The 15139-nt window shown below is 50.1% G+C and carries 18 protein-coding genes; 5 read left to right on the forward strand and 13 right to left on the reverse strand.

Going from position 1 to position 15139, the window contains the following annotated elements:
* Positions 1–148: 148 nt before the first annotated feature.
* Complete coding sequence (locus DFP94_RS22455) at positions 149–559, reverse strand: DUF4183 domain-containing protein (RefSeq protein WP_114498718.1); 411 nt, start codon at positions 557–559, stop codon at positions 149–151.
* Positions 560–798: 239 nt separating this feature from the next.
* Here DFP94_RS22455 and DFP94_RS22460 point away from each other — a divergent pair, with 239 nt between their 5' ends.
* Positions 799–1782 (forward strand): ketoacyl-ACP synthase III, encoded by a 984-nt coding sequence (locus DFP94_RS22460; protein ID WP_114498719.1) that lies wholly within the window; start codon positions 799–801, stop codon positions 1780–1782.
* On the opposite strand, the gene DFP94_RS22465 is transcribed toward DFP94_RS22460, so the two are convergent.
* Entirely contained in the window at positions 1783–2376 is a 594-nt protein-coding gene (locus DFP94_RS22465; RefSeq protein WP_114498720.1) for a hypothetical protein, read from the reverse strand.
* Positions 2377–2572: 196 nt separating this feature from the next.
* On the opposite strand from DFP94_RS22465, the gene DFP94_RS22470 reads away from it, so the two are divergent.
* Complete coding sequence (locus DFP94_RS22470) at positions 2573–2785, forward strand: hypothetical protein (protein ID WP_114498721.1); 213 nt, start codon at positions 2573–2575, stop codon at positions 2783–2785.
* A gap of 91 nt (positions 2786–2876) precedes the next feature.
* On the opposite strand, the gene DFP94_RS22475 is transcribed toward DFP94_RS22470, so the two are convergent.
* Complete coding sequence (locus DFP94_RS22475; RefSeq protein ID WP_114498722.1) at positions 2877–3800, reverse strand: DMT family transporter; 924 nt, start codon at positions 3798–3800, stop codon at positions 2877–2879.
* Between the two features lie 262 nt (positions 3801–4062).
* Here DFP94_RS22475 and DFP94_RS22480 point away from each other — a divergent pair, with 262 nt between their 5' ends.
* Positions 4063–4920: a sulfurtransferase gene (locus tag DFP94_RS22480; protein WP_181873265.1), complete on the forward strand. Its 858-nt coding sequence runs from the start codon at positions 4063–4065 to the stop codon at positions 4918–4920.
* A 289-nt stretch (positions 4921–5209) separates the two neighbouring features.
* Here DFP94_RS22480 and DFP94_RS22485 read toward each other — a convergent pair whose 3' ends face one another.
* The 7 genes from DFP94_RS22485 to DFP94_RS22515 form a co-directional block, all read right to left on the reverse strand.
* A complete protein-coding gene (locus DFP94_RS22485; protein WP_114498723.1) occupies positions 5210–6151 on the reverse strand; it encodes a phosphotransferase family protein in 942 nt (313 codons plus the stop codon).
* A 136-nt stretch (positions 6152–6287) separates the two neighbouring features.
* A complete protein-coding gene (locus tag DFP94_RS22490; RefSeq protein WP_147273879.1) occupies positions 6288–6494 on the reverse strand; it encodes a hypothetical protein in 207 nt (68 codons plus the stop codon).
* 610 nt (positions 6495–7104) lie between these two features.
* Positions 7105–7557: a VOC family protein gene (locus tag DFP94_RS22495; RefSeq protein WP_114498725.1), complete on the reverse strand. Its 453-nt coding sequence runs from the start codon at positions 7555–7557 to the stop codon at positions 7105–7107.
* A gap of 336 nt (positions 7558–7893) precedes the next feature.
* Complete coding sequence (locus DFP94_RS22500) at positions 7894–8661, reverse strand: ABC transporter permease (protein ID WP_114498726.1); 768 nt, start codon at positions 8659–8661, stop codon at positions 7894–7896.
* On the reverse strand, positions 8662–9423 hold the full coding sequence (locus DFP94_RS22505) for an ABC transporter ATP-binding protein (RefSeq protein ID WP_114498727.1): 762 nt from the start codon (positions 9421–9423) through the stop codon (positions 8662–8664).
* Between the two features lie 12 nt (positions 9424–9435).
* Positions 9436–10299, reverse strand: a complete 864-nt coding sequence (locus tag DFP94_RS22510) for a pentapeptide repeat-containing protein (RefSeq protein ID WP_114498728.1) — start codon at positions 10297–10299, stop codon at positions 9436–9438.
* A 14-nt stretch (positions 10300–10313) separates the two neighbouring features.
* Positions 10314–10643, reverse strand: a complete 330-nt coding sequence (locus tag DFP94_RS22515; RefSeq protein ID WP_114498729.1) for a PadR family transcriptional regulator — start codon at positions 10641–10643, stop codon at positions 10314–10316.
* A gap of 383 nt (positions 10644–11026) precedes the next feature.
* On the opposite strand from DFP94_RS22515, the gene DFP94_RS22520 reads away from it, so the two are divergent.
* Positions 11027–11392 carry a hypothetical protein gene (locus DFP94_RS22520; RefSeq protein ID WP_114498730.1) on the forward strand — a complete coding sequence of 122 codons (366 nt, stop codon included), beginning with the start codon at positions 11027–11029 and terminating at the stop codon, positions 11390–11392.
* Positions 11393–11436: 44 nt separating this feature from the next.
* On the opposite strand, the gene DFP94_RS22525 is transcribed toward DFP94_RS22520, so the two are convergent.
* The 3 genes from DFP94_RS22525 to DFP94_RS22535 all read right to left on the reverse strand — a co-directional run bounded on the left by DFP94_RS22525 (position 11437) and on the right by DFP94_RS22535 (position 14033).
* Entirely contained in the window at positions 11437–12126 is a 690-nt protein-coding gene (locus DFP94_RS22525; protein ID WP_181873266.1) for a zf-HC2 domain-containing protein, read from the reverse strand.
* Positions 12127–12128: 2 nt separating this feature from the next.
* Positions 12129–12611: an RNA polymerase sigma factor gene (locus DFP94_RS22530; protein ID WP_114498732.1), complete on the reverse strand. Its 483-nt coding sequence runs from the start codon at positions 12609–12611 to the stop codon at positions 12129–12131.
* Between the two features lie 126 nt (positions 12612–12737).
* Positions 12738–14033 carry a DUF1963 domain-containing protein gene (locus DFP94_RS22535; protein WP_114498733.1) on the reverse strand — a complete coding sequence of 432 codons (1296 nt, stop codon included), beginning with the start codon at positions 14031–14033 and terminating at the stop codon, positions 12738–12740.
* A 236-nt stretch (positions 14034–14269) separates the two neighbouring features.
* On the opposite strand from DFP94_RS22535, the gene DFP94_RS22540 reads away from it, so the two are divergent.
* Positions 14270–15064 carry a hypothetical protein gene (locus tag DFP94_RS22540; RefSeq protein ID WP_114498734.1) on the forward strand — a complete coding sequence of 265 codons (795 nt, stop codon included), beginning with the start codon at positions 14270–14272 and terminating at the stop codon, positions 15062–15064.
* Positions 15065–15139 lie beyond the last annotated feature (75 nt).

A 15139-nucleotide genomic window follows, 5' to 3' on the forward strand; every position in this document is an offset into this window, starting at 1 on the left:
ATCCCCGCGGGCTCCCTGCCCCCGCCCGGGCAATCGCTAAAATCATACCGCCCTATGTAATGCATCCATCCCGCCATAGTTTCACGGCCTCACATAGAGACCGGGGCGGAAGTGCAATAATATAACAACCATCCGTAATCAACGGAAGTCAATATTGTATTAACGTAGATACGGACAAGCCGTTCGTCGTAACCGAGGTGGAAGCAGATGAAAAATTAACGACCTCGATCGTCACGGTTACTCCGATGACCAGCACACTGTTGATCGTTAAATTCGCCGTGATTAACGAGCTCAGTCCCCCTCTTTGCATCACGCCGTTAACATATAGGTTGTAATAACCGTTCACTCCCGGTACTACGAGTCCGCCCGCCGGAACGGCTTCATTGCTATCATTCGTAAAACTCGTCGCCGGGATCACCGTAGTGCTTCCGAGGATGTTGCCCAGTACGACCGTAGCCGTGTATCGATTTACAGTCGGTACTGTGTTTGTATTCGTCGAAGTGTTCAGCACACCAGTCACGATGCTCTGCGCATTTAAGTGCAGCTTGATTACCGGCATAGGGATCCCTCCTTATCATTCAATCAAATAGTTTTGCAGCGTTTAATATACATTATGGAGCAAACCGATTATTGCTTGGACACAACATGCAAAAAAGGCCGAATTCCCTCCCGGCCGACCTATTTACCTTTGCCATGCTTAAATAGTACTTGGAAAAAGTTCGGAATGCTGTTAAAATCCTAAATAACACCTGGTATTAGTATCAGGTACTAAATCGATTGAAAAAGGAGCGATACGTCTTGATCCCGACTTCAAAAGCCCGGATTACCGCACTTGGAACGTATGTGCCTGAAAAGATCCTTAGTAACGAAGATCTGGAGCAACTCGTCGATACAAACGACGCATGGATTGTCCAACGCACCGGCATTAAAGAGCGGCATATCGCCGCCGAAGCTGAATTTACGTCGGATTTATGCATTCGGGCCGCTGAAAATCTGCGCGATACGCATAATGTTAGCCTAGATGACGTCGACCTCATCATCGTTTCAACGACGACGCCCGACTATTCCTTTCCCACCGTTTCCTGCCGGGTACAGAAGCACTTCGGAATGGAAAACGTCGGGGCCATCGATCTGAATGCCACCTGTGCCGGCTTTACTTATGCGCTTCACGTGGCTAACGGGATGATCAGCTCAGGCCTCCATAAAAAAGTGCTGGTCGTCGCCGGAGAAACGATGTCCAAAATTACGGACTACACCGACCGCAGCACCTGCATTTTGTTCGGTGACGGAGCCGGAGCCGCCCTTGTGGAATACGCTCCCGATCAGCCGGGGTTTGAATCGGCCATCATGGGAACCCAGGGAAGCGGCGGCATCCAAGTTTACCGTTCCGGCCTGTCGTCCCGAATGGACGGCACCGAGTTAGAGGGCGAAGGCCGGATCGTCCAGAACGGACGCGAAGTGTTCAAATGGGCGGTCCGCACCGTATCGGCCGGCATTGACCGCCTGCTTGAGCAAGCGGGAGTCACGCTGGACGATATAGACTGGTTCGTTCCGCACAGCGCAAACTTAAGAATGATCGAATCGATCTGCGAAAAAAGCGGTATCCCTTTGGCCAAAACCCTGCAAAGTGTGCAGGATATGGGTAACACTTCCTCCGCATCGATCCCGCTCGCCCTACAATCAGGAATTCAGGCAAAACAATTAAACCCCGGTGACCGGATTTTGCTCTACGGATTTGGCGGCGGCTTGACGCACTGCGGTCTGATCGTGACCTGGGGCTAACTAATTAAACTCCCGGAACAACACAAACGTATACTCATATTTGCTGAAAGGATACTTGAAGGTCAGCACCAAACCCGCATCCTCGATTTTTACCGATTTCAAGGCGAGGGTTTTGATCCGGCAGCGAACCAGGCGGGCAGCGGCCCGCCGGTCATGCCGGCGTATCGCGCGGGCTAGTACCGACGCGTATCGTGACCGGCAAACTAATTCCCGGAAAAAAGGCAGCAGCGCCCGAGCGATTAGCCGGTGTACCTTCGGATTGAAATAGAACTGCACTCTCCCCGGCGGAATTGTAATTCCGCAAGAATAGTAAGACCCTAGTGCCTTAAAAGAAATGAAGTAACCGATCCCGTTGGTCCCCATTCCATGATCTGCAATCCGCGGCGCTACCCTGTACAACAACTTCCGCATACGGTCCAAATCGGCGCCTACCACCGCTTGGCTCCAGGCGTCGGCAAACCCTTGGCTGTAGACTATTGCCTTATAAAACGGCGCCATCCCGAACGCCACCTTACGCAAAAGCCCTGCTGTGGGAAGCTGTCTTTTTAACCCCCGCCGCGAAATTCTCCGCTTGCAAGCCCTGTACTTCTGCATATTTATCCTCTCCCTCTGAAAAGATTGGACGTCCTATACGCAATTCCTTATTGCATCATATGCATGCGCCCGCTTCCAGGGGTGGGCGTTTGTCCATGTCGGCTTCGAATCGCACCGCCATGACTGGACAAATCGATTTGAACGTTGATATGCTTATCCCTAAACGAGCAAAACAAAAAAAGGAGATTCAAACGCCGTGCCAACGATTAGACGTTTATTGACGGAACAGGATTTTCAGGAAGCGCTGGACCGGCAGCTTCGCATCCGCGTTTTCCGTAACGATCATATGGTGGATAACAACACGCTGATCATCCGCTTTACCGATGAGACCGTGATCACGCAAACCGGCGTGAGCGAATTAACGTACCATTCCCGCCGGGACAGCCAGTTTTTCGAGTTGAAAAAATAAATACGGGTTGTGACCCGGTCCATTAAAAAAGACGCCTCTCGGCGTCTTTTTTTGGCATATTTATCCCATTCTCGGTTATTAACGGACTTGATTAAGCCGATTCTTTAAGCGTACTCAACTTCGGCTCTACGGCCGGGGTTTCTTTTCCGTAACGGATAAAAATCCATACCCCGCACAAAATGACGACCCCTGCAATCATTTGTAACCAGGTCAAGCTTTCCTTAAGCAGCATCCACGCCAGCAAAGAAGCGAATACTGGCTCGCCCAGAACAGCCATGGAGACGGCGGAGGCGCTGATAAACTTCATCAGCCAGTTGAACAAATAATGGCCGAACAAGGTCGGCACGATGGCCAGCAGCAGATATATCCCCCATTCCCGCGGCGCATAACCGGTAAACTCAAACCCGCGGACTGCGTTATACCCCGCAAGCATCGTCGCTGCGGTGAAGAACACCCAGAAGTTATAAACGAATGCGCTCATGTTCGTAAGGAGCTTTTTGCCGACAAGCATATGAGCCGCTACCGCGACCGTGCCCAGCAGAGACAGCAAATCGCCCTGGAGCGCCGTGCCGGACAGTTTGAAATCGCCCGAGCCGATAGCCACGGAGCCGATCAGGGCCAGAGCCATTCCCGCCAGCATGGGCCGGTTTATTTTTGCGCCGAACAGAAAGAAAGAACCGAACATGACGAGAATCGGCTCCAGCGTAAGGATTACGGTCGAGCTTGCCACCGTGGTCAAACGTAAAGAAGCCATCCAGAAGAGGAAGTGCAAACCGAGCATCGCTCCGGCTAACAACAGCCCCTTCCATTGCCCCGAGGTTAAGGAGAACATCTCCTTCCTGTACTTCCATGCCAGCGGAAGCATCAGCAAATTCGTCAGATATAGACGGTACATACCGACGACGGACACCTCGGCGTTTGACCAGCGGATAAAGATCGAGGAAAATGAAATCGCGATAATCCCGATGATATAAAGAAGCTCGAATGAGACGAAAGATTTGGATTTGAGGTTCATGGTGCTGCTCCTGTCTTGTAAGTTAAAAGATTCGTGCGTTCCGGCAAACCGTCCCTAATTATAGACTATTGCCGGGAGCTCCTACAATGGGATTGTGAATTTGAGTTGAAAATTTTGATCAATAAGCGGATTATTCAACTTCGGTTTCCGTTTTTTCATCGGAAATTTACGTTTTGAAGTGTTTCGCGGGGTGTGCTACATTGGGAGTAAATTTGAGGCCAGAAAAATATCAATTCACCTTTGATCAAGGAGGGCATTATCTATGAATCATATCGATCCTGTTGTTTCGCCGAAATGGCTGCTCGCCCGGATGTACGAGCCGGATCTCGTCATCGTCGACTGCCGCTTCGCGCTCGGAAGCCCGGAAGAGGGCAAACATTCCTATCTTGCTTCCCATATTCCCGGCGCCGTCTTCCTCGATGTGGAGCAGGACCTCTCGGCGCCGGTCGGGCCGCACGGCGGCCGCCATCCTTTGCCCGACCCGCAGGAGCTTGCCGCCCGGCTAGGACGTACGGGCATCGGCCATGATACCCGAGTCGTCGCTTACGACGACCAGGGCGGCTTGTACGCCGCGCGGCTGTGGTGGATGCTGCGCTGGCTGGGCCATGACCAAGCGTATGTCATGGATGGGGGCTTCGCCGCCTGGCAAGCCGGCGGCTTTCCCGTGACCGACGCGCAGCGCACCCTGGTGCCTGCCGCGTTCGTGCCGAACGTCCGCAGCGGTATGCTCGCGGACGTGAACGAGGTCCGCCGGACGCTAGGCGATCCCGGCGTCCTGCTGGTGGACTCCCGCGACGCTTCGCGTTACGCGGGAGAACAAGAACCGATTGACGCCAAAGCCGGGCATATCCCCGGCGCGGTCAATCGGTTCTGGAAGGGCGTGCTGGATGACCAGGGGGCCTGGCTTGCGGAGCCCGCGCTCCGCGAGCGGCTCGCCCCGGTCATCCGGGCGCTAGACGATGGCCGCGAGGCCATCGTCTACTGCGGCTCCGGCGTCAGCGCCTGCCCGAACGTGCTGGCGCTGCACCGGCTGGGCTACCCGCAGGCGAAGCTCTATGCGGGCAGTTGGAGCGATTGGATTTCGTACAGCGAGAACCCGATCGCTACGGGGGAAGAGTAAGAGCTGAGAGGCCGCGTCGGACGCGGGCTTGGGGGCTGTAACAGGTTGTGAGCTTGTGACCTGTTGCAGCCCTCTTTGGGTTGTTCTGCAAACAGTTTGCAAACAAGAACCCGAGGAAAACAGTTGCAAGCGACCCGGACCCACCACAGTCACGCAGTCGGGTCAGATGGCGGAATGGCATCAGGAGCCTTGCTTTCGTTCGTACTGTAAGCAAGTGATACCGAAATATCAGTTTTGCTAGTCCGTCTGTCTATAAACAGGGGCGGTATATCCTTTTGTAGCACAAATGTTAAGCCATTTCTTGCAATTCTTTCGTTAGGCTGGCGAGTGTCTTTTTTCGTTCATGCGTCTCCTGTTGGTCGAATAATAGCTGTTCTATCCATTCCCAAATATCCTCTAGTCTGCGTCTTACTTGATAAAAACGCAGAACGTCGGGTTTCAGAGCAAAATCAGGGTGTCGCTTCCGATAGACATCTAAAAACGTATCATAATAGGGTTGATCAACAAGGAACATGAAATCCGCCTCGACGGGTGCCAGGCGCAATCCTTCCCAATCAATTAGGATAAGCTGTTCTTCTGCTTGCATCAGATTCCAGTTATGGAGGTCTGTATGGCAGAGTACATTTCGTAATGGTCGTTGCGGCAAATTCCGAGACAGCTTTTCAATTTCGTCGATTAGATTATTCATTTGCCCTCTATACTGGCCTATCGCTTCGCTCATGTCTGATGGAATAGGCGACGCTTGCCCTTTCATCAGCTGATTTAATTGCCTGACAAAGGGAATGGAGAAATCCTCTTTAAGATGCTCTGTATTAACCGGTAATTGTTCGCCGTACGAGTGAAGCTCCGCAATAATGTCCGATAGTTGTACCACCTGATTTTCTGTTAAATCTCGAGGCCCAATTGTTTCTCCGTCAATGTAATTATAGAGCAGAAAAATGCCATCAGCGTTAGCGCATTGGTAATCGCCATCCCTTGTCGTTAGGGGAACAGGGATTTTTCTATTTAACCTGCTATAATGATGGAGCCAGATCAGGACGGGAGCATATTCGTTTATCAAGGCAGTCCATTTTGGAGTGGATGCTCTGTTTTTCTCGTATATTTTTAAAAAGTATGAGTAGTTGTCTGCAATCATCTTGTAGGCAAGTGAGGACCAGCCTCCTTGTTGTGGTTTAAGTTGCGACACATTTAGCCCATAATGCTCATATATCGTTTCCTCAATCCTTTTCATAAGTCCTCCTGTTGGAAAATCGCAAAGACATCGTTTGTCCACATTGTAAAGGATGCCGCACTGATTGTCATCTCGGGGCGTTCGCAAACAACCTACCAACAAGTTGCAAACGGCCCCCAGCCGTCCACACCCCAACTCATCCATCCTTCCGGGTGCTACCTTGCTTCACTTGGCCTTTTGTTGGCGATCCGTCCGGCTTGACCCAGCCACAGGGGTATACCTCGCCTTGGCTCGAACCATACAGTTTCGCGAGGCCCCGTCCTTCACAGGCTTCTTGCTCCACAAGTCCTCCCAAGCGTAGCCAAGGGAGGTCGTTGTACATGAGCGTTGGCATGTTCTCCAAGGCATTCCCGCCGCGCTGCTCGGAACCCCTACTTTTTGACTTTGAGACCCTCGAAGCATGGGGGTTCATGGGGGAGTAAGAAGCTGGAGCGACCGGATCAGTTATGCGGAGAATCAGGTGGCTACAGGGAACGAGGGGGAATTTTAAGCGGTCTCGGGACCAAATTATCGCCCCAACCAACGATCCGTTCGCGGAAACGTCTTCCTAAGCGCCCACGTGGATCCTGCTTCAAAAAAACCAAGGGGGCGTCCCAAGCAGCCATTTCATGGCTTTTGGAACGCCCCCTTACGCCATTTCAAGAGACAGTTCAAGTTAAGAGGGACAACAAAAGTCAGGTCTCTCGATAATAACCTAAAGTTCATGCATCACGAAGTCCCACCGAGTTAAGGCAGCTTGCTGCCGGCCGCGATGCGGTTAGTCGGTGCGGATGTGTCCCGGCAATTACTTCCTCGTTCCTTGTTTCCGGGACCGAGGGTCGCCCAGACCCGGAGCATGAATGCGGTGTTTATATGCTGCACCCGACTTCTTCGAGATACTTTCACACTGCTTTTCTGTTTCTATTTTTACCCTAGTAATGTATATTTCAGTTAAGTCATCTTTTAAACGTCACTTATTTATTACCGAGTTGTTCCGCCAAACCGATTAGAAGTCCTTCATTTCCACGAATGTAACAGAGCCGATACGAGTCCTCGTACTGAACCACTTCGCCAACGAGCTGAGCACCATGCTTAGCGAGTCTGGATACCATTTCGTCAATGTCTTCAACGGTGAACATGACGCGTAGATAACCGAGGGCATTTACAGGTGCAGTTCGGTGATCTGATATAGTAGATGGATTGAGAAATCGCGAAAGTTCAAGTCGGCTGTGGCCATCTGGGGTAACCATCATAGCAATCTCTACACACTGTGAACCCAGCCCGGTTACGCGACCTGCCCATTCACCTTCGACAGTAGCTCTCCCTTCGAGCCTCAAGCCAATCTCCTCGAAGAAAGAGATTGCGTCATCAAGGGATTCTACAACGATGCCAACATTGTCCATTCTTAGTAATTTGTTTTTTGCCATAGTTTTATCCCCCTATGCGTACAAATTTATTACCTGATCATCTTCATATTTATTCTATCAAGAATTACCAATTCCCTCCAAACAATTAACATCTTGTACAGTTCATGATAACAAAGATAAGTCACAGTATAGTAAAATGTTGGTTTTCGGATATGTCATATTAACTTTTATTCTACGAAATCAATTCGTAATTACCGTAATAAGATCGTTTTACGTAATAAAATTACGTACTCTAAGATTGAAATTAACTGGAATTACTGTATAGCACGATGTCTTCCGTAGACAGCGTATCATCTGCCGTCCGGATGCTCTAAAGGAAGACGCTGTCCTTTTATTTTACACCCGCTTTTTATACACCCGCATTGCAAAGAAATACGCGACAAGCATAATTCCAACGCACCACGCAAGCGCGACCCATATATCATTACCAACCGGCTGACCTGACAGCAGCGCACGAATGGCTTCCACGATCGAGGTCACCGGCTGGTTGTCGGCAAAGGCGCGAACGACCGATGGCATCGACTCGGTCGGTACAAACGCCGAGCTGATAAAGGGAAGGAAGATCAGCGGATAGGAAAAGGCGCTTGCGCCTTCCACCGATTTTGCGGACAGTCCGGCAATCGCCGCGATCCAAGTCAATGCCAGCGTAAACAGCACGAGTATACCGGCTACGGCAAGCCAAGTCAGTACCCCCGCCGATGAGCGAAAGCCCATAATGAGCGCTACGAGAATAATGACGACTACAGAAATAACGTTGGATACCACCGAAGTCAGCACGTGCCCCCACAGTACGGCGGAACGCGAAATCGGCATGGAGTGGAACCGCTCGATAATGCCCCGTTGCTTATCCAAAAACAGGCGGTAAGCCGTATAAGATATACCGCTTGCAATCGCAATCAGCAGGATACCGGGCAGCAGGTAGTTCACATAGTTATCCGTACCGGTTTGGATTGCGCCGCCAAACACATAGACGAACAGCAGCATCATCGCAATCGGAGTGAAGCAGACCGTAATGATGGTATCCATACTTCGCAAAATATGGCGCATGGAACGTCCAAGCATAACGCTCATATCGCTGAAAAAATGATTTTTTGCCGCTTCCATTTAAATAGCCTCCTTTTTGCCGATGATTGCGAGGAAAATTTCCTCCAATGTCGGTTGTTTTTCCACATATTCCACTTCGGCGGGCGGGAACAGCTCCTTTAGCTCTGCGAGTGTGCCACTGGCGATAATCCTGCCCTCGTGCAGGATGGCAATTCGATCGGCAAGTTGTTCAGCCTCATCCAAATACTGGGTGGTCAGAAATACCGTCGTACCACCGTCAGCAAGCTCCTTAACAATCTTCCAAGCCTCAATGCGTGCCTCGGGGTCAAGCCCGGTGGTTGGCTCATCGAGGAAAATAAGCTCTGGTTTTCCTATAAGGCTCATGGCGATGTCAAGCCTGCGGCGCATACCACCCGAATAAGAAGAGGCCTTACGGTCGGCAGCGTCAGTTAAGCCGAAGCGTTTCAGCAAATCGTGCGCAACTTGACGCGGATGATTGAGATGCCGCAGCTTGGCAATCATGATCAGATTTTCCCGCCCGGTCAAAACCTCATCCACCGCTGCAAATTGCCCGGTTAGGCTAATGGACTGCCGGACGCGGTCTGGCTTTGACGCAACATCGAATCCGTTTACGATGGCGGTTCCGCTATCTGGTTTGAGCAGCGTGGTGAGGATTTTGACAACCGTCGTCTTGCCCGCCCCATTGGAGCCGAGTAACGCGAAAACACTCCCCTTTTCTACCTCGAAATCGACGCCCTTCAGCACTTGAAGCTGTTTGTAAGATTTTTGCAATCCATTTACTTGAATTGATTTGTTTGGCATGTTTTCCCCTCCTTAAATAACCGTAACCTTGGTCAAATCGGCACCCATGCCTTTAAGGGAAGCATAGGTCAACTTATCCATCATCGCGCCGTCGAAGCAGACGGTTTTGATGACGCGGTAATACTTCTTAGTTAAGGACGACACAGGGAAAGACACATTTTTAAGTGTCGCGCCCTTAAACGTAACTTCGTTCAATGCCGACTTGCCAAACTTGACGCCGATAAAGGTTTGCCCGTCAAAACATAGCCCTCCCAGATTGGAAGAATTGAACTCCACGCCGTCAAAGATACAGTTTTCGAAGATTGTTTTACTGAGGTCGGTCGTGTTCAGCTTGACGTCGGTCATTTTTACACCTATGAATTTTGCACCGTCTAGCATCGACGAACTGAAGTTGGTGCGTACAAGGATCGTCTTATTGAAGCTTGCATTCCTCAGGTCAAGGGCGGACAGACTGCAGTCCGTCAGATTCGCGCCGTCAAAATTGGCTTCGCGCACATCGCTGCCCTTAAACGAACTGCCGGTCAAATCTGCCCCCGCAAAGTCGGATCCGTGAAGCGCGCTGCCTTTAAACTGTCCTTTACGCGCGGTAACACCTGCAAAGTCGCTATCCGGCAAGTTGCTTCCGCTAAAGTTTGTAACCACCTGCCGCTCCAGCGTGCGGGAGAGGTTAGCGACCTCCTGTACCGTTTGCTCAATGTCCCCGATGCTGTCAATGGTCATCTCAAAAGCGGTTTCATCATCCTTGCCCTCGGCTTTGAGTTCACGGAACCGCTCCTGCAAATCGTAGAGCAGGTCGGCCTTTAATTCGGTGACGCTTTTTACCTCCTCGTACGGTGCGAAAACGCCGTTCAAATAGTTGGTCAATTTCTCATTCATAACCTCAACACTCCTTATAATAAATTCTCAAGCACGCGCTTTGCGTACTCCCAGTTGCTTTTGTTGCGGGCGTAAGCAGACTTTCCCTTTTCGGTAATCCTAAAATATTTACGTCGTCCGCCCTGAGTTTCATCGCCCCAATACCACTCGATATCACCATCCGCCTCAAGCCGCCGGACGCTGGAGTACATGGTGGCTTCCTTCAATTCGTACTCACCACCCGAGCGTTCGGCAATCAACTTCACAATCTCGTACCCGTAGCGGTCAGCCTCGGATAAGAGCCGTAAAATCATCGTATCGGTATGTCCTCGCAGCAGGTCGGATGTAATTTTGTTCTCGCTCATGTAATCACCTCCGTATTTGTATAGTACGACATAGTACTGTGACTGTCAAGGTACTATTTTAGTTTTAATACTTTGTTTGAAAAACATGCTATATATTCATAGCGGGAAACCGCTTCGTGGAGAGTTCTCACCAGCCCCCCCTTCTAAGATTCTTCATCCTCTTTCAGGAACAACCGAAGCAGACAAAAAAGCCGCCACAATGATGGCGGCGTCAAACGATGATCTATAATTAAATCCGGAGACTAAATGAACAGCCCGGTTGTTGATTTAAATCTCTTGGCTACTACGTTACGTCATAGTACATAATTTCCTCTATAATAATGAAGAGGTGGAAGATATAAATATAAAATCATTACACTTATTATAGAAAGGACAGTACCAACATGGAACACGTATCTAATGTAGATCAATTGGAATCCATAAAATCTTTACAATCTACAATCGGTAAACTCGAGAATGCCTTGTCCAAGATGACTCGAAATGGCGCAAATACTACCCTGGTAAAGAAACGACTCAAAGCTGTTTACATCGGCTTAGCCATGCTGGAACATGGTTGGAATCAAAGACCTCATCATTACACCCGGGAAGAATTAGCGGAAGCCCGCCATGTTATCACTGGTTTATCTCCATCCATTGAAAACAGCTATGCTAAGTCAAAGGCTGGAAGCCCTCAAAGAACGCTTCTGGAAAGAAGAATTAAAGCGTTGGAACTGGCAGTTCAAGCAATTGACGATCATTCCGCTAAATAACTCATACTGCAAACAGCCCCTCCGTACCGTCCCAGTCCATCCTTTTACGGTTGAAACCAAGCCTCCACCTTCTCGCTGGCCGCGGGAACATCGCTTCCTTTTTTCCAGACCAGTACGCTATCCTCCGGCTTGCCGTAGTACAGGGCGCTGATCTCTTTGCCGTCGTATTTCTCACTATAGACATAGTTTTCATAATCCAAAGTGCTGTAATAGCTGACCGCAATATCCACTTTCGCCTTGGATTTAATGAGGGGACGATACGGGACAACATAAAAATTGCCTTCTTCGTCCATTTCGAATTTAGCCCGGTTGGACTCGTATCCGTCGGTCAGCGCAATATGATACGCAATCTTGCCGTTCTCGAGCCGGCCTACGTCCGAGATCGCGATGACCTCGGAAGGAACGGGAACGATGCTCCAGCGGAATAAGCCGATGTAACCCAGCAGCAATACGCCACACACCAATACGGAAATGGCCGCTCCCTTCAAAAAGGACTTCCATTTCGAACGGTTCCAAAACCGCGAAATCTCCTTGATCGTCTCCGCATCTTTGCGGTTCTCCTGCCTCTCATCCCGGGGGATCCGCAAGTCGGCCCGCATTTTATCGAGCTCTTCCCGTAGTGATTTGGAAGTCTCCAAATGCGCCTCAACCATGGTTATGGTTTCCTCGCTGCATACTTTGTCGATGTATAAAGGCAACAGATCTCTGATGATGTTGTCATGGACTTTGCTCATGTTCATCCTTCCTCCTTCAGCAGTTCCTGGATTTTTTGTTTCGCCCGATAAAAAGTCACCCTGGCCCAGCCCTCGCTTTTTTCAAACAACCCGCCGATCTGCGCAAAAGATAACTCACCGAACACTCTCAAGGTAAACACCTCCTTGTAAGGTTCCTTCAGCCTGTGCAGCGCCCGGTGGATTCTCATGGTCTCGTCTCTTTTCAGCAGCGCTTCTTCCGGGTTTCCCCCGCTCGCTACAGTCCCTTCATCTTCCGGCGCATAGCGTTTTTGCTTGTCGAGGTGGGTAAAGTAGGTGTTCTTGGCGATTTGGCAGAGCCAGACGCTGAGCTTGCAGTTGCCCTTAAAGCTGTCGATGCTTTTTAGCGCCTTGAAAAACGTCTCTTGGGTAACTTCTTCCGAAAGCGTCTCGTTCCGGCTTAAGGAATACACAAACTGGTAGACATCGCGAAAATATTGATCATAGATTTGTTCAAAGTCAGCCACGCCTTCACATCCTCACGACTATATGACCGGCCTAACCGGAATTCGTTACAAAGGCTGCGGTAAATTCAAAAGGAGAGCTCAGTAACGGCTCTCCTCTTCGATTTGCCCAGCCTGGATTAGATTAAATTAGCTTTGCTGATACACCGTGGCGGTCAACCTGTCCTCTTGGCAAAGAAACATATAATAAATGCCTTCCCCGTATTCTTCAAAGTCCTCCCAGTCCAGTTGCCCGATAAAGACCATGCTCTTGGCGCAGCAAGGACAAGCCGGATACTCCGCATCCTGAACCCAGCTTGGATGTCCCCCGATTTGGGAATTATGCTGCGATAACCCCCATTCTGTCGTATAAAATGCGGAATGCGGCTGAGATGATAGCGTCAGTAATGGGCCCGCCGCCAAATATTCCCCGTCATATTCCTCCGGACTGAGGTCTTGCAGATAGTCCGGAATCCGGTTAAATCGGCTCCAGCCCGGAACGCCGCTGGAATCGTACTCCATGTAAATCACGCCGTAACAGCCGCATCTCACGCAGGTTTGTATCTGAAGCCGCTCTTCGGCCAGTTCCAAATAAGACAGCGACGGATGAGCCGTATCCACATCCATCAGCGTGTCCAGTTTCCCGCCGCACCACGGACAGTTGCTGTCGGCCGGATTCAGGAAGCGGGCAACCCCCTCCATTTCTGAGTTGGACGGTTGCTCCCTTTTTGCGATGGAATAGGCAAGGCTATGAATCAAATCCCGGCGCTCTCCTCCCGGCGTCAGTTCCCAGCCTGCTTCCCGGGCATACGTCTCCGGTGCGACATACAACCGCTCCGCCCACGACGGTTGGTTTTCCCGCCATTCCCGGAACCGTCTCAAAACCTGTTCGTCTCCGATCCAACTCAACGCCAGCAGCATGGAATTCCGATGATCATCATCCCAGTCCAACCGCTGCAGCAATCGGTCCCGGATTGGAGCAGCGGCATCTTTATACAACACTCCGGGATGTAACATTCCGCACTCCATAAGCTTTGACAAGGCTGCGGCAATATTATGGTTTCTATAACAGACCAGTGAGGATAAGATATCCCGGCTCGTCTCCAGATCTCCTGCTGCCAAAAGCTGCAGCGCGTAATCCAGCATTTCTTCGGCTTCCTCCACCGATAATGCGGCATAAATCGTCTCTTTCTTTAACGGATATGGCACGTATTGAATGAGCGGATCATGCCGTCTGGGAGTATGTTTCAGTTTAAGAATCTCCACGGGGGCGGTTAAACCCTCATACAAATTTACCGTTTTCCGGTGTTCTTCAATATATGCCTGCCGCTTTCTCCGCTCTTGTTCTTGAACGCAGGGCATGCAGTACCCGCCTGTTTTGGCCGCTGTCGCAGGCAAAATCGTTGCCTTGCAGCCCTCGCTTTTACAGGGAAGACGTTCGGTCATGAATTTCTCCTCCTTCACTCACAGCCTATAGTAATAAAACTGATTCATCCCTGTCTAGCTCAGCTGCAAACCAAAAATAAGAACAAATGTTCTTGAAAAGTATTGACATTTCTTTCGATCAAATATATATTTATATCAAAATGAACGAAAAAGCGAGAGAAGCACCTCGCAGGACAGGCCGATCGGCCTTCTTGCAGGTGCTTTTTTGCGTTTTCGTCGCTGAGGAGTCGATATAGTTGTTAAATCAACATCGTGGTAAACTTTGCGCTTTGCGGGTCTTCATTTTTATGTTTATCCTGAGTTTCGTCTTTTGGATATCCGGCCCTACCTTGGTCCAAGCCTCAGATATCGGGTGGACTACCGCATTAGACGACATTGATCGGTTGTATGACAAGTTCTCGACCCTGAAAGCAGCCAATGCATTAGAAAAGCAACAGATCCAGTCCTTGAACAAAGAGAATAACGACAAGTTAAAAGAAATCAATAAAAACGTACGGCTTATTGATAAGGCTAAGCTGGATCAATTGAAATCAACATCGGATCAGGCCCAGCAGAAATACGGTCCGCTGCTCAAGGAATATACCGAACTTGGAAAAAAAGCGGCCGAAGCAAGGAAACGCAAGGACCAAAAATCAGCCCTACTCTATGATCTCAAACGGAACGCTATCAAAACCTCCGTTAATCATGCGCGCCAGGAGATTGCCGCCAAGAAGAAGACCTTAACCGCCGCAAGGAAACAGACTACGGCTAAAGCTAAAGTAGTGAAAGATACTTTACTTGGCGTACAAAGCCTCAAGAAGCAAGTCACTGCAGAAAATCATTCTATCGCGGAGTTAAACAAAACTAGAACGGCGGCGGATAAACGCTATAAAATAGCCGTTAAGCAAGGGAATGCCGTAGCGGCGGCTGCCGAACTCGGACTGATGGTTGATGCGCTTACGCAAATTCAGGCTTCCCAACAGAAAATCTATGCCTGGCAGCAAACTATCGCTAACACCCTGAAGCTTGCGGAATCTAGGCTTCCTGACTGAAAGGTCCTATACATTAGATTCGGCATGCCTACATGTGTGTTCCATTCCAGAGGAAGAGCCCGCGATGAACGGAGG

Origin of the sequence: Fontibacillus phaseoli (genome assembly GCF_003337355.1) — a bacterium.
GTDB lineage: Bacteria > Bacillota > Bacilli > Paenibacillales > Paenibacillaceae > Fontibacillus > Fontibacillus phaseoli.